This is a genomic window from Acerihabitans sp., from assembly GCF_036398755.1.
Taxonomy (GTDB): domain Bacteria; phylum Pseudomonadota; class Gammaproteobacteria; order Enterobacterales; family Enterobacteriaceae; genus Acerihabitans.
The window spans coordinates 1-14,012 of record NZ_DASWOM010000018.1 but is presented as its reverse complement, the minus strand read 5'-3'; the positions used below and the strand labels follow the sequence as shown (position 1 = coordinate 14,012).

The following is a 14,012-nucleotide window of genomic DNA, read 5'->3' as shown; positions in this document are numbered from 1 at the left end:
GCGGCAGGCTTGGTGTCGCCGCACAGAAGGTTGCGCCGGCGGCGTTTTTTTATTTCGCCGGCGGGCACTGCCGCCCTGCCTGGCACAGCGTCGGTTGCAGCAGCGCCACGCTTTGCTTATCCGCCTCGATGGTAATGGCGTGTTCGATTTTCACGTTCATATTAATGGTAATCGGCTCGCTGGGCATCGCCAGCTCGATGCGCGGCACGCAGGCGCCGGTGCCGAGCGCCAGCAGGAGTCCGGCCAGCCTGTATCCTGTTTTCATTTTTCTCTCCTTGCTGTTCCGGCGGGTGCGGCGGTGGCCTGTTTTTCCAGGGCCTGTTCCACATTGGGACCAAAGCGCAGGCTGCGCCACAGCATAAAAATATTTTCCTGATGGTGATAATTCAGCCTGACCTCGCGTCGGGCATTGATTTGCGGATTGGTGCCGATAAAATGCGCCAGTAAATCCAGTTCGCCGTCACGGCTAACGTTGACATCCGCCCGCAAGCGGCTGATTTCCATGTAACGCAGCCAATTGATGGCCGCGCCGGTCGCCAGGTTGCGGCTGCCGATGGCATCGGCGAATTGTTTATCCAGCCTTAACGCCATCGTGCCGTCGCCCGCGACCCAACCGCGGCGGACGTACCCCGCCGGATCGTTAAAATGCAGCGGCAGTTCGCCGCTGACCCGGCCGGAAACGGCAAACTGCTTAGGCTTAAGCGCGGTAATCAGCTCGCTCATCTCGATGGATTTGACGCTGAGCACCGCGGCGTCGCGCTGCGGCAGGCTGAGCGGCGTAAGATGTATCCTGCCGCCCAGCGCGTCCACGTCCACGCCGGTGAGCGTCAGCGGACGGCGCTTGTCATAAGGGTAATATCCCTGCAGCCCTATCGCCAGGTTCTTCAGCACCACAGGCGTGATAATTGAGTCAATACGCAGGCTGACGGGCTGTTTTACCCCCAACTGCCAGCGGTTGTCCTGTAAACGATAAGAGAGGCCGAGCGCCACCCCCAGCAGATGATTTTCACCGGACCATGCCTCCCCCTGGCTGACGGTGGCATGCCCGCCGGCAAGGAAGCCTTGTCCGATAGCGGCGGAAAACGCGCTTTGCGCGTTGAACTGCCCGTCGCGCAGGGTAATGCGCAAATCCGGCGCCAAGAGAGTTTGAAACACCCGCAGGGGTTGTTTCGGCCACCAGGCCTGGCCGCGCAGACGATTGCCGTCCCAGCGGCCGTTCAGGCGCACCGGCCCGATAGCGCCGGCCTGGAGCTGGCCCCGCCACAGAAAATCCTGCGGCGTGGCGCCGGATAAATTCAGCGTCAGATCCGGTTGGGGCAAATAGCCGCCATGCGCGATGTCTATCCGGCGGGCATTGATCCGCAGCGCGCCGCTAAACGCCGGATTATGCTCATTGCGGCGCCAGCGCAGCGGCGCGGTAAGCGTAAGGCGCGGAACGGCGACCTCCGCCAGGCCGTAGCTGATATGATTGAGACCGCTGGATAATTCCGTCAATTCAATCGTATCCGCCAGCCAGGAACCACGCCCCTTGATATCCCACCGCGCCCCGAACGGCGTCAGGTTGCCGCCGCCCCAATAACGCCAGCGCCATTCGCCGGTATCGGGCAGAAAATCCAATGCGCGTCCGTCCATATGCAGGGTGAATCGCCCGTAGCCGGGCGCATCGGCCTGTAAAATGGCCTGCAAGCGCCCGCTCAGGCCCCGCGACGAGACCCGCACCCCGGCCAGCGGCAAACGGGCGCTGTTAATGCTCAATACCTGGGAAATCGGTCCCGTGACCCGCAATAACGCCCCGGGCAGCATCGCAAGCGTTGGGTCGGCCAGTGTTTCCCGCATCTGGCCTGGAATCGACGCGCTTATCGACAGCCCACCCAGGTTCGCCGTGCCGGTAAAACGAAAATCCAGCGCATTATTCATCAGGCGCAGCGGGCCTGGCCCGACGGTCAGCACGGCATTGGCTTTGCCGCGCAGCCCCTGGGTCAGCATATTCATGCGCGCCGTTAATCCCAGCGCATCGGGACCGTCAAGCCAATGCGCCAGGGTGATGGCGATATTGCCCGACAACGGCTGGGTGGCATAGGGCCAGCGCCATTCCCCCTCGGTAATCAGCAGGTCGTCGCCGGCTATCCGCCAGGGCAACCGCGCCAGCCTGATATCGGTTCGTCCATCCGTCAGCAATAATATCCCCTGCCGCTGCCGCCAACTGATGGCGGCGCTCAGCGGCGTGCCGTCGGGCAACACCAGGCCGGCGGTCAGTTCACCCTGTTCCGGCGGCATCATCACCTGGGGCGACAGCGTCATGCCGCCGGTTAACCCGATGCGTAGCGCCCCCGAGAATAACGCGGGCTGCGCGGGGACGATGGCCGCCGGCGCCTGAGCGCCGGTTGCGGCCCCGGCGTCCCGGCCGCTGTGACCCCGGTCCTCGCCGGGCATGGCGCCGGCGGCGGTATGGGGCGGCGCGGTGGTTAACGCCGCCGGGGCGGGGTTCTGTAAGCCGAAGGGAGCGTTAAAGACCGGCAGCGCCGGCAAGGTCGATGCTGCCGGTGCGTCCGCGCCGGTAAACGTTAATTCGTTTATCGACAGTTGGCGGTCGCGCAACGACAAGGACAGGCGCAGATGTTCATTGTGATAATATGCCCGGGTGCCGCCGGCAAGATGCTCCAGTTCCAGTCCGCCGGCATAGGCCTGCCAGGGCGCCACCACCAGGCGGCCGATATCCAGCGTAAAGCGCGGCAGGGCCTGTTCGATGGTTGCCCAGGTCAGCGGTTCGCCGCGTTCCTCCTCCCGCGCGCGGGCCGCGCCGCAGGCGCTGTCCACCCCGATCTGTCCGGCGAGGATGCGCCATGCCCCGCCCTGGCGTCGTACGCTGATATCCTGGCCGGTTATCCACGCGCAGGACGGACGTTGCAAAACGAAGCCGGGCAGGAAAACCGCGCCCTGATGCCAGCCGGGACGGCCTCCGAGGCTGATGCTCACGTCGGCGGGCAGGATCATCCGTGCCGCCACCGGCAGCCAGAGCGGTACAAAATACCACCCGGCGACCAGCGGCAGCACTATAAGCGCCGGCAGGAACAGGGCAACCAGGCCGGAACGGCGTAAAAAACGGCCTTTGCGCCTGTTTGCGCCAGATTTATCGGTCATGACATTCCTTTATTGTCCCGGAGCCTGCAAGATACCATACTTATAATCCAGGCATCATTTTAGGCGATACGGCACAATCGCGTACTTTTATCCTTGGGTAAGGGATACATTGAGTAATAACCAGCCGCCTGCTGCCGTGGACCGATCTTATGGGGAAGGACTGATGAAATTAGCTGTCTATAGTACTAAAAATTACGATCATAAATATTTATCCCAAGTAAATGAACACTTTGGCTTTGAAATGGAGTATTTCGAATTTCAACTGACCCCGCGTACCGCGAAAACCGCCGAGGGTTGCGATGCGGTATGTATCTTTGTCAATGACGACGGCGGCCGCGACGTGCTGGAAGCCTTGGCGGGGTTGGGCGTAAAACTGCTGGCGCTGCGCTGCGCCGGCTTTGACAATGTTGATCTGGCGGCGGCCAGGGAGCTTGGCATTCAGGTGGTGCGCGTGCCCGCCTATTCGCCCGAGGCGGTGGCGGAACATGCCATCGGCCTGATGATGTGCCTGAACCGGCGCATTCACCGCGCGTACCAGCGTACCCGCGACGCCAATTTCTCACTTGAAGGATTAATCGGCTTTAATATGCACAACCGCACCGCGGGCGTGATTGGCACCGGGAAAATCGGCGTGGCCACCATGCGCATCCTGAAGGGTTTCGGTATGCGCCTGTTGGCGTTTGATCCCTATCCCAGCGCCCAGGCCCTGGAGCTTGGCGCCGAATATGTGGATTTGAAAACCCTGTTTGCCCAAGCGGACGTCATTACCCTGCACTGTCCGCTGACGCCGGAAAATCACCATCTGCTCGACCGGGAAGCCTTCGCGCAGATGAGGGACGGCGTGATGATTATCAACACCAGTCGCGGCGGCCTGATTGATTCTCAGGCGGCCATCGAGGCGCTGAAACAACAAAAAATCGGCGCGCTGGGCATGGACGTGTATGAAAATGAGCGCGACCTGTTTTTTGAGGACAATTCCAACGACGTGATCCAGGATGACGTGTTCCGCCGTCTTTCCGCCTGTCACAACGTGCTGTTTACCGGCCACCAGGCGTTCCTGACCGAGGAAGCGCTGACCAGCATCGGCGAGGTTACGCTTGAAAACCTGCGCCTGTTGAGCGAGGGCGGGCATTGCCCGAATCTGGTGACCGCCTGATCGGCTGATGTTCCGGCTCCGGCCAGGCTTCGGGGCCGGAACGGCCGGGGTCAGGGCAAAATCATGGTTTAATATTGCCGGTATAGATCGCGTCGATTCGAGTTATTACCTGAATCATCGCATTGATATCCAGGCCCAGCGTGGACAGGTTTTCATAAAGATTATCAATCTGCTGCGCCGAGAGGGATTGGGATACCGCATTACATTTCCGCATCCATTCAATATACCGGTGCAAAACGTCCATCAGCCGGTCGAAATGCGGCAGGGTATTCAACTGCGCCGCCGCCATTTCCGCCAAACCCACATCCCGCATTTCCCGCTGCAAGGCGTCGACGTCCCGGCGCAACGCCGTAATCGTTTCGCAAAACGGAATAAAGTGCTCATCCAGAGCGCCGCGGGGGAGTGATCCGCGTGAGGCGTCGGCGGCGGGAATAGGCGCGCCGGGCATTTCAACGCCCCTGATTTTTGACGGTACGCCATGGCCGCCGTTCTCCCCGGCCGTGTCGGCTTTTCGTTTCATGGACAGCTGGCTGGCGTTGTACGGCGCGCGGCTTAAAACCCGCGGCGCACAGCGGCTGGTCGGCGGGTTTTGCGCTTGGGGTGTAACCTGTGGTGCAAAGTCGGGCTGCGCGTGAGGATACCCGGCGCAGGCGGGTAAGGAATTTTTAAAAGGGTTCATGATAGCGTTACATCCTTGGTGGACAGACAAAGACCCAGCCCCCCGGTCAACGGCGGAAGCCAGCAGGAGGGTGATGTTATGCCATCAAGACGCGCGCGGTAATGCTATCGGGAAGGTATTGGCCGATCGTTAAGGAAATAACCTCTTGCCCATGGGGACATAAGCCGCGCGACAAGACACCGGGTTATCCGGGCCGGGATGCCCGTCATTTATCCCTCGGGTTAAAAACGCTTGCCGTTGGCCAGTTGACACATGCCCACCGTGGTGCCGTCGAGCTGGCGCGCCAGGGTCATGGTGCCGCCCGCGTTCATGCAGCGGGGAGTATTGGGCACCTCCACCCGTTGCGGCAGGCTGGCGGTGTTAGCCTGCTGGGCAATCTGCTCAGGCTCTTCGTTGTTCGAACCGGCGCAGGCGACTAAAAATAGCGCGGATGTCGCCATCAACCACGGTGAAAACGTCATTTATCAGCTCCGTAATTATTTTACTAGGAATAGTCTGAAGCTTGCATTCTAGTCGCGGCGCGTCCCGGCGTCGAGCCTGGCAAGCCATGTTTTACAATTATCCGCGCGGATCATCGCACAAAAGCAAAAATCCCCTATGGTTGCTGCTGGTATACTGGCGGCCATTAGGGGTAACCCGATGATTTATGGGTTATCAACCGTGAAACAGAAAAGGTACAGCATGATCACCACAGACGGGAATAACGCAGTCGCTTCGGTGGCCTACCGCATCAATGAAGTTATCGCCATTTATCCGATTACGCCCAGCTCCACCATGGCCGAACAGGCGGACGCCTGGTCCGAGGTGGGTACCCGCAATATTTGGGGCGATGTTCCCCGCGTTGTGGAAATGCAGTCCGAGGGCGGCGCCATCGCCACGGTGCACGGCGCGTTGCAAACCGGCGCATTGTCTACGTCATTTACGTCGTCGCAGGGTCTGCTGCTGATGATCCCGACCCTGTACAAACTGGCGGGACAGCTCACCCCCTTTGTCCTGCACGTGGCGGCGCGTACCGTGGCTACCCATGCCCTGTCCATTTTCGGCGATCATTCGGACGTTATGGCGGTGCGCCAGACCGGTTGCGCCATGCTGTGCGCCAGCAATGTGCAGGAGGCCGGCGATTTCGCGCTGATTGCGCAAATTGCCAGTCTCAACAGCCGGCTGCCGTTTATCCATTTTTTTGATGGGTTCCGCACCTCGCACGAAATCAATAAAATCGCGCCGCTGTCCGACGATACGTTGAAAAGCCTGCTGCCCCAGGCGGCCATTGACGCCCATCGCGCCCGCGCGCTGACGCCGGATCGGCCGGTTATCCGCGGCACGTCGGCCAATCCGGATACCTATTTCCAGTCGCGCGAGGCCACCAATCCCTGGTACGACCAGGCGTATGAACATGTGCGGCAGGCCATGGACGCCTTTGCCGGCGCCACCGGCCGCCAATATCGCCCCTTTGAGTATTACGGCCATCCCCGGGCCGAGCGCGTGATTATCCTGATGGGATCGGCCATCGGCACCTGTGAGGAGGTGATTGACAGCCTGCTGACCCGGGGCGAAAAGGTCGGTATCGTCAAGGTGCGTCTTTACCGGCCGTTTCGCGCCGAACATCTGCTGGCTGAAATCCCCTTGAGCGTCAAGTCCGTCGCGGTGCTCGATCGCACCAAGGAACCGGGTGCGCTGGCCGAACCGCTTTACCTGGATGTGATGACCGCGCTGGCGGAAGCCTACGGCCTGGGACAACGGGATAGCCTGCCGCGCACCATCGGCGGACGCTACGGACTGTCGTCCAAGGAATTCGATCCGGCCTGCGTACTGGCGATTTTCAACGAGTTGTCCCTCCCCAGGCCCAGGCCGCGCTTTACCGTTGGCATCTACGACGATGTCACCAACCTGTCCCTGCCGCTGCCGCGGGCGGATTTGCCGCGCCTGGCCAAGCTTGAAGCCTTGTTTTACGGACTTGGCAGCGACGGTACGGTATCCGCCACGAAAAACAATATAAAAATTATCGGCAACGGCACGCCGCTGTTCGCCCAGGGCTACTTTGTCTACGACTCTAAAAAAGCGGGCGGCCTGACGGTTTCCCATCTGCGGGTCAGCGAAAAACCGATTAATTCCGCCTACCTCATCAGCCACGCCGATTTTATCGGCTGCCACCAGTCGCAGTTTATCGATAAATACCAAATGGTTGAACGGCTGCGTCCCGGCGGCATCTTTTTGCTGAACACGCCCTACGGCGTCGCGGAAATTTGGGCGCGTCTGCCGCAGGAAGTGCAGGCGCTGCTTAACGCGCGCCAGGCGCGGTTCTATATCATTAACGCGGCGCAGATTGCCCGCGAATGCCAGCTTGGCGCGCGCATCAATACCGTGATGCAAATGGCGTTTTTCCAGCTGGCGGCGATTTTGCCCGCGGACAGCGCCCTGGCGCAGCTGCAGTCGGCCATTGCCCGCAGCTACAGCAGCAAAGGCCAGGAACTGGTCCAGCGCAACTGGCAGGCGCTGGCCGCCACGCGCGAGGCCTTGTTTGCCGTGCCGCTGGAAGAGGTCAACGATCGCAGTCCGATGCGCCCGCCGGTGGTGTCCGACGCCGCGCCGGATTTTGTCAAAACCGTGACCGCCGCCATGCTGGCGGGTTTGGGCGACGCGCTGCCGGTATCCGCCCTGCCGCCGGACGGTACCTGGCCGGTCGGCACCACCCGCTGGGAAAAGCGTAATATCGCCGAACAGATTCCGCTGTGGAAACCGGCGTTATGTACCCAATGCAATCATTGCGTCGCCGCCTGTCCCCACGCCGCCATCCGCGCCAAGGTCGTGGCGCCCGACGCCATGGACGCCGCGCCCGCCGGCCTGGCGTCGCTGGACGTGAAGTCGCGCGATATGCGCGGCCAGAAATATGTGCTGCAGGTCGCCCCGGAAGACTGTACCGGCTGTAATCTCTGCGTCGAAGTCTGCCCGGCGAAGGACCGCCAGGATCCCTCGATCAAGGCCATTAACATGGCCTCGCGTCTCGAGCATGTGGAAGAAGAAAAAATCCATTATGACTTTTTCCTGGACCTGCCCGAGATGGCCGTATCGCAGCTTGAACGCATCGATATCCGCACCTCGCAGTTGATCACCCCGCTGTTTGAATACTCCGGCGCCTGTTCAGGCTGCGGCGAAACGCCCTATATCAAGCTGCTCACCCAGCTGTATGGCGATCGGTTGCTTATCGCCAACGCCACCGGCTGTTCGTCCATTTACGGCGGCAACCTGCCCTCGACCCCCTATACCACCAATGCGGAGGGCCGCGGTCCGGCGTGGGCCAATTCGTTATTCGAGGATAACGCCGAATTCGGCCTGGGGTTTCGCCTGACGGTGGATCACCACCGCCGGCGGGTGCTGCGTTTGCTTGATGAACACGCGGCCCTGCTGCCGGCGGCCCTGGTGGCGGAGCTGCGCGCCGACGGCGCGGCGGTGGAGGCGCGGCGCGGGCAGATAACGCGGCTGCGCGACGAACTGCGCCCGCTGCTGCGCGGGGAAAAGGTCGACCCCGGCCTGCGCCAGCTGGCGCAGGATGCCGACTATCTGGTGGATAAATCCATCTGGCTTATCGGCGGCGACGGCTGGGCGTACGATATCGGTTTCGGCGGGCTGGACCACGTGATGAGCCTGACGGAAAACGTGAATATCCTGGTGCTCGATACCCAATGTTATTCCAATACCGGCGGCCAGCAGTCGAAGGCCACCCCGCTCGGGGCGGTGACCAAATTCGGCGAACAGGGCAAACGCAAGAGCCGCAAGGATCTGGGCGTCAGCATGATGATGTACGGCCATGTCTATGTGGCGCAAATTTCACTGGGCGCGCAGCTGAACCAGACGGTGAAAGCGATACAGGAAGCGGAGGCCTACCCCGGCCCGTCGCTGGTTATCGCCTATAGCCCGTGCGAGGAACACGGTTATGACCTGGCGTTAAGCCATGACCAGATGCGCCAGCTGACCGCCACCGGTTTCTGGCCGCTGTACCGTTTTGATCCCCGGCGCGTCGACGAAGGCAAGCTGCCGCTGGCGCTGGACTCGCGTCCGCCCGCCAGCGATTTGAGCGCCACCCTGCTTAACGAACAGCGCTTCCGGCGGCTGAATACCCAGCAGCCGGAGGTGGCCGCCGCCCTTTATCAGGCGGCGGAAAAAGACCTGAAGGTAAAGTATGACTTCCTGGCCCGCATGGCGGGTAAAACCGACGCGGATGAATAGCCTGTATCCCGAGGCAGTGCGGCAGCCGGCGCAGGACATTTTTTATCTCTCATGGGTAGCCTATATCCGCCCGGTGGTACTGTTCATGGCGATGGGCGCCATCGGGCTTATCGTGTCGCAGTCCGCACGGGACGCCAATTTTATCCTGGTGGGCTACGGCATCCTGTTTGCGGCCATCATCAAGGTGATATACGATTTTGCCTGGCGCAGACGTTTTGTGCTTTATTATGACGATGATGGCGTTTGGGTGTTTCGCGGCCTGTTGCCGTGGAACAAAGGCACCGACGGCGTCAATTGGCGCGATATCGCCGACGCCGCGTACGACAGCGGGTTTTTCAGCTGGCTGACCAAGTCTTACCGCGTCCGGGTCAGCCATCGTTTCACTCAATCCGATGAGATCCTGGTAGCCCATATCAAGCGCGGCAACCAGGCGGTGGCGGTCATCAACCTCAGGCTGATGCAGGATAGCCCCGACTTAAAGTGTTCAACGTCATCGCCATAATCGCGTACAATCCCCGACATCAGTCCCAACACTGCGCCGCCGCGGGCTAGGCGGCGCGCCGGTTAACGTTTAAGGCATAACCACCGTGGTCGACCAAAAAGAACAGTACAACCTGAATAAATTACAAAAGCGCCTGCGCCGCAACGTCGGCCAGGCGATTGCCGATTTTAATATGATTGAGGACGGCGATCGCATCATGGTATGCCTGTCCGGCGGCAAGGACAGCTACACCATGCTGGAAATCCTGCGCAATCTCCAGCAAAGCGCGCCGGTCAGCTTTTCGCTGGTGGCGGTCAACCTCGATCAAAAGCAGCCGGGATTTCCCGCCCATATCCTGCCGGCTTATCTCGAGTCATTGGGCGCCGAGTATAAAATTGTCACGGAAAATACCTACGCCATCGTCAAGGATAAGATCCCGGAGGGGAAAACCACCTGCTCCCTCTGCTCACGCCTGCGGCGCGGCATTTTATACCGCACCGCCACCGAGCTTGGCGCCAACAAGATCGCCCTCGGCCATCATCGCGACGATATCCTGCAAACGTTGTTCCTCAATATGTTTTACGGCGGCAAACTGAAGGCCATGCCGCCCAAGCTGATGAGCGACGACGGCAAGCACATCGTGATACGCCCGCTGGCCTATTGCCGTGAAAAAGATATCGAGCGCTTCGCCCAGGCGCGCGCGTTTCCCATTATCCCCTGCAATCTGTGCGGATCGCAGCCCAACCTGCAGCGGCAGGTAATAGGCAATATGCTGCGGGACTGGGACAAGCTCTACCCGGGGCGCCTGGAAACCATGTTCCGCGCCATGCAAAATGTGGTGCCGTCTCATTTGGCCGACGGCGGGCTGTTTGATTTCCGGCACTTACAGATGGGCGACGACGTCGTTGACGGCGGCGACCTGGCGTTTGACCCGCAGCAGTTGCCTGACCAGCCCGCGGGCTGGCTGGCGGAGGATGGCGTTGCGTTGCCGCCGGTCAGCGCGCGACTCGATGTGATGGAGATTAAATAGCGCGGCTACCACATATGCGGCGGCGGATCCTGGATAGGCTTCGGGTCCGGATTGTAGGGCGGCTCCAGCGGCGGATCCGGCAGCGGATTGGGGATTGGCGGGGGATCGGTGGGAATGGGTTCATTCGGTATCGGATCGCCGGGTATGCTCATTCTATACGGCATCGGCGCGAGGCGCCCCGGGGGTGTCATCGTCATATCCATACTGGCCACCTCATTAATGGGTCTTGGCGAAGCAGCAGATGTGCTGCCGACTCATGTTAAGGATAGTGGGCAATCGTGCTAAGGACAAATCCCCGCCCTGTCCACGGCTGATGTCCTGACGGACAAAGGCAAAAAAAAATGCCAGGTTCAATAACCTGGCATTATATGAATTAAATATGCTATGCAATAATTCAAAAAAAGGAAGTAAGACAATATGGAGCGCAACGCCCATCGCTTGACGTTGCATTCACCTGCGGGATCGATAATGCCCCATCCCACCCCCCTGCTTTTTGATATTGCTCAATTTAACGCGGCTTTTTTACGATAATTCGGCAATCTGTGAGATGGCTGCGCCTGAATGAACAGGCGACGCTATAACCACTTACGCCGTTTTAACCAAATGGCAACACCGGTAACCAACACAATTAACGCCAGGCAAAAAATACTGAAGCCGTAACGCATATTCCCGCCCGGGATCCCGCCCAGGTTAACGCCAAACAGGCCGGTCAGGAACGTGGTCGGCAAGAAAATCATCGCCATCAGCGACATGGTATAACCCCGACGGTTAATCGACTCGGCGGTCAGCCAGTTGATTTCATCGGCAATCACCGCCGTGCGGGCAATGCCGCCGTCGATATCATCGATGCCGCGTCCCAAGCGATCGGCGATATCCTGCATGCGCCGGCGGTCGTCGTCTCCCATCCACGGCAAATGCTCGCTGGCCAGGCGGGCAAAGACATCCCGCTGGGGGGCCATATAGCGCCGCAGGACGATAAGCTGCTTACGCAGTTTCGACAGCTGGCCGCGCGGCGGGATCTGCTGATCCAGCAGATCGTTTTCCAGTACGATTATCCGGTCGTGCATGTCTTCAATAAATTCGCTGGTGTGATCGGTCAGGGTATCGCACATGTCCACCAGCCAGTTACCGCTGTCCACCGGACCCTGCTTTTTCTGCAATTCATCCAGCATCTCCTCGACCGCCTGAATCGGCTGGTTACGGGTGGTGACGATCAGTTTTTCCGTGATATAGATACGCAGGACTATCAACTCTTCCGGATATTCCTCGGTATTAAAGTTAATGCTGCGCAAAATGATCAGCGCCCCTTCGGGGATACGGTTAACCCGCGGCCGCGTGCTTATGCCGGCCAGCGATTCGCGCACCGGATCGGGGATCAGCGGCGACGTGGCCAGCCACTCCATGCTGGCCTGATGCTCGGTATCCAGATGCAGCCAGCAGGGATGGATGCACTGGGCAATATCAGAGGCTTCGATCGGGGTGATGCCGCCCTGGCCGTCCAACTGTCCGGCATAGACTACCCCATTGATATGCAAGGCTTCGCGATCTATGACTTCCAACATTTTTTCCTTTTTCGACACAACCTGCCGTCAAGTCTAGCGTCAAACGGGAAGATATAAAGAAGAATAAAAAACAGCGGCCGCGGCAGATGATGCCGGCGTCCCCCGCTATGCCTGCGCGCCAAAGCCGCATACGCGGTTTTTGCCCTGGCTTTTGGCCTCGTACAGGGCGGCATCGGCGCTGCGGATAAACGCGGCGGCGGTCTCCTCCGGCATCCGCGGCACCGCGGCATGGACCCCCGCGCTGATCGTCACCACGCCCAAGGGGTTGGCTTCATGAGGGATATGTAATGCGCGCACCCTGTCGACGACCATCCGGGCAAATGCCAGCGCTCCCAGGCGGTCCGTCCCCGGCAGGATAACGGCGAACTCCTCGCCGCCATAGCGCGCCAATAAATCGTTTGCCCGATGCGGCAGCGCCAGCAGCGCTTGCCCTACCCGTTGTAAACATTCATCCCCGGAAACATGACCGTAAACATCGTTATATTTCTTGAAAAAATCGATATCCAGCAGGATTAACCCCAGCGGCATGGCGTCACGATAGGATCGTTGCATTTCGTTTTGCAGCACGATGTCAAACTGCCGCCGGTTCGCCAGCCCGGTCAGGCCGTCATGCAGCGCCTGGACCGCCAGCTTTTGATTTAATACGGTCAATAAATCCCGCGCCGCCAGCAAGTCTTTTTCCGAGCGCAGGCTGAAACTGATTTGCCGCAGCAGCGCCCAGGCCAGCAGGGTTAAAATAGCCAGCACGCCCACCCCGCCGGCGGCGAAAACCATGCTGTCGGTACGCCAGCCGCGCAACACTTCCCGTTTGGACAACCCCGCCGCAATCACCAGTGGATACTGTTCCAGCATGGCATAGCCAAAAACGCGTTCCACCTTATCGTAATAAGAAACCAGCGTCGCGTTGCCGGACCTGGCCCGTGGCAACACCTCGGTAAACAGCTGGCTTTTCGCCATGCTGCGGCCAATGGCGCCTTCTTCAAATGGCCGGCGATATAAAATCGTGCCATCCGCCAGCATTAAAACCAGGGCGGTATCTTTCCCAATGGAAAAATGATTGTAATACTGCTGGAAAGAGCTGACATAGACCGTCGCCAGCGCTACGCCGCCGAAACTGCCGTCCTGGTTGGTTATCCGGTGCGACACGGGAATAACCAGATCCCCGGTCGAGCGGCTGCGGATAACCTTGCCGATATACAAACGATCGTCATCATGGGTCTTATGATATTGAAAATATTCGCGGTCCGCATTATTGGCATTGGGCGGTATTATACCCGCGGCCGTGACCAGCCAATTACCCTGGGCATCATAGATAAACTCGCCATGCAGCTGCGGCAGCAGTTTAATTTGCTCATTCATGACTTTTTGCAGACGCGGCAACCTCGCCTGCGACAGGCCGTCCGTTTGCAGACGTTCCATCAGGTCGAGCAGCGTAATATCCACCTGCATAAAAGTGTCTTCCGCGTGCTGTGACAGCGAGCGCGAGAGATTTGCGGAATCTTGTTCAGCATTGAGCAGATCGCGCTGATGGGCATTCCAGATTTGCCAGGTAGCAAGAAAAACGATGGCGCAGGCCACCACCACGATAAAAACGGCGGCCTGGATCAGGAGAGAAGCGTGGCTTACGACCTTATGCAGCAAACGTAAGGCACCGTTCGATGAATAATCCATCAATTCCTTGATTATAGGGGATTGCGTATACGGGCAACAGATGGTCGCCTTGCGGTGCCGACTGGAAA

The 14,012-nt window shown here is 59.6% G+C and carries 11 protein-coding genes; 4 read left to right on the top strand and 7 right to left on the bottom strand.

All coding sequences use genetic code 11. From position 1 onward, the window contains the following. Positions 1 to 49: 49 nt before the first annotated feature. Complete coding sequence (locus VGC33_RS03560; protein WP_331119109.1) at positions 50 to 265, bottom strand: YnbE family lipoprotein; 216 nt, start codon at positions 263 to 265, stop codon at positions 50 to 52. Next, entirely contained in the window at positions 262 to 3,141 is a 2,880-nt protein-coding gene (locus tag VGC33_RS03555) for a YdbH family protein (protein ID WP_331119107.1), read from the bottom strand. The genes VGC33_RS03560 and VGC33_RS03555 overlap by 4 nt, the downstream gene beginning before the upstream one ends. A 163-nt stretch (positions 3,142 to 3,304) precedes the next feature. On the opposite strand from VGC33_RS03555, the gene VGC33_RS03550 reads away from it, so the two are divergent. Continuing rightward, entirely contained in the window at positions 3,305 to 4,297 is a 993-nt protein-coding gene (locus VGC33_RS03550; protein WP_331119105.1) for a 2-hydroxyacid dehydrogenase, read from the top strand. 61 nt (positions 4,298 to 4,358) lie between these two features. Here VGC33_RS03550 and VGC33_RS03545 read toward each other — a convergent pair whose 3' ends face one another. Together VGC33_RS03545 and VGC33_RS03540 are read right to left on the bottom strand one after the other, a co-directional pair. Continuing rightward, entirely contained in the window at positions 4,359 to 4,976 is a 618-nt protein-coding gene (locus VGC33_RS03545) for a hypothetical protein (protein ID WP_331119103.1), read from the bottom strand. A 221-nt stretch (positions 4,977 to 5,197) separates the two neighbouring features. Next, the gene (locus tag VGC33_RS03540) at positions 5,198 to 5,437 is read right to left on the bottom strand and encodes a putative hemolysin (RefSeq protein WP_331119101.1); all 240 of its coding nucleotides are present in this window, start codon (positions 5,435 to 5,437) and stop codon (positions 5,198 to 5,200) included. 220 nt (positions 5,438 to 5,657) lie between these two features. Here VGC33_RS03540 and nifJ point away from each other — a divergent pair, with 220 nt between their 5' ends. The 3 genes from nifJ (at position 5,658) to ttcA (ending at position 10,711) form a co-directional block, all read left to right on the top strand. Continuing rightward, positions 5,658 to 9,200 carry a pyruvate:ferredoxin (flavodoxin) oxidoreductase gene (gene nifJ, locus VGC33_RS03535; protein WP_331119099.1) on the top strand — a complete coding sequence of 1,181 codons (3,543 nt, stop codon included), beginning with the start codon at positions 5,658 to 5,660 and terminating at the stop codon, positions 9,198 to 9,200. After that, positions 9,154 to 9,702: a hypothetical protein gene (locus tag VGC33_RS03530; RefSeq protein WP_331119097.1), complete on the top strand. Its 549-nt coding sequence runs from the start codon at positions 9,154 to 9,156 to the stop codon at positions 9,700 to 9,702. Before nifJ ends, VGC33_RS03530 begins: the two co-directional genes overlap by 47 nt. Before the next feature lie 85 nt (positions 9,703 to 9,787). Next, positions 9,788 to 10,711, top strand: coding sequence for a tRNA 2-thiocytidine(32) synthetase TtcA (ttcA, locus tag VGC33_RS03525; RefSeq protein WP_331119095.1), 924 nt, complete (start codon positions 9,788 to 9,790; stop codon positions 10,709 to 10,711). A gap of 5 nt (positions 10,712 to 10,716) precedes the next feature. On the opposite strand, the gene VGC33_RS03520 is transcribed toward ttcA, so the two are convergent. From VGC33_RS03520 to VGC33_RS03510, 3 genes are all read right to left on the bottom strand, one after another. Next, positions 10,717 to 10,908 (bottom strand): hypothetical protein, encoded by a 192-nt coding sequence (locus VGC33_RS03520; RefSeq protein WP_331119093.1) that lies wholly within the window; start codon positions 10,906 to 10,908, stop codon positions 10,717 to 10,719. Positions 10,909 to 11,286: 378 nt separating this feature from the next. Further along, entirely contained in the window at positions 11,287 to 12,270 is a 984-nt protein-coding gene (zntB, locus tag VGC33_RS03515) for a zinc transporter ZntB (RefSeq protein WP_331119248.1), read from the bottom strand. Positions 12,271 to 12,378: 108 nt separating this feature from the next. Further along, positions 12,379 to 13,944 carry a sensor domain-containing diguanylate cyclase gene (locus tag VGC33_RS03510; RefSeq protein WP_331119091.1) on the bottom strand — a complete coding sequence of 522 codons (1,566 nt, stop codon included), beginning with the start codon at positions 13,942 to 13,944 and terminating at the stop codon, positions 12,379 to 12,381. Between the last annotated feature and the right edge of the window lie 68 nt (positions 13,945 to 14,012).

Excerpts from the sequence above, each read along its gene's own strand:
- VGC33_RS03560 (WP_331119109.1), bottom strand. The coding sequence starts at position 265 with ATGAAAACAGGATACAGGCTGGCCGGACTCCTGCTGGCGCTCGGCACC.
- VGC33_RS03555 (WP_331119107.1), bottom strand. The coding sequence starts at position 3,141 with ATGACCGATAAATCTGGCGCAAACAGGCGCAAAGGCCGTTTTTTACGC.
- VGC33_RS03550 (WP_331119105.1), top strand. The coding sequence starts at position 3,305 with ATGAAATTAGCTGTCTATAGTACTAAAAATTACGATCATAAATATTTA.
- VGC33_RS03545 (WP_331119103.1), bottom strand. The coding sequence starts at position 4,976 with ATGAACCCTTTTAAAAATTCCTTACCCGCCTGCGCCGGGTATCCTCAC.
- VGC33_RS03540 (WP_331119101.1), bottom strand. The coding sequence starts at position 5,437 with ATGACGTTTTCACCGTGGTTGATGGCGACATCCGCGCTATTTTTAGTC.
- nifJ (WP_331119099.1), top strand. The coding sequence starts at position 5,658 with ATGATCACCACAGACGGGAATAACGCAGTCGCTTCGGTGGCCTACCGC.
- VGC33_RS03530 (WP_331119097.1), top strand. The coding sequence starts at position 9,154 with ATGACTTCCTGGCCCGCATGGCGGGTAAAACCGACGCGGATGAATAGC.
- VGC33_RS03520 (WP_331119093.1), bottom strand. The coding sequence starts at position 10,908 with ATGACGATGACACCCCCGGGGCGCCTCGCGCCGATGCCGTATAGAATG.
- VGC33_RS03510 (WP_331119091.1), bottom strand. The coding sequence starts at position 13,944 with ATGGATTATTCATCGAACGGTGCCTTACGTTTGCTGCATAAGGTCGTA.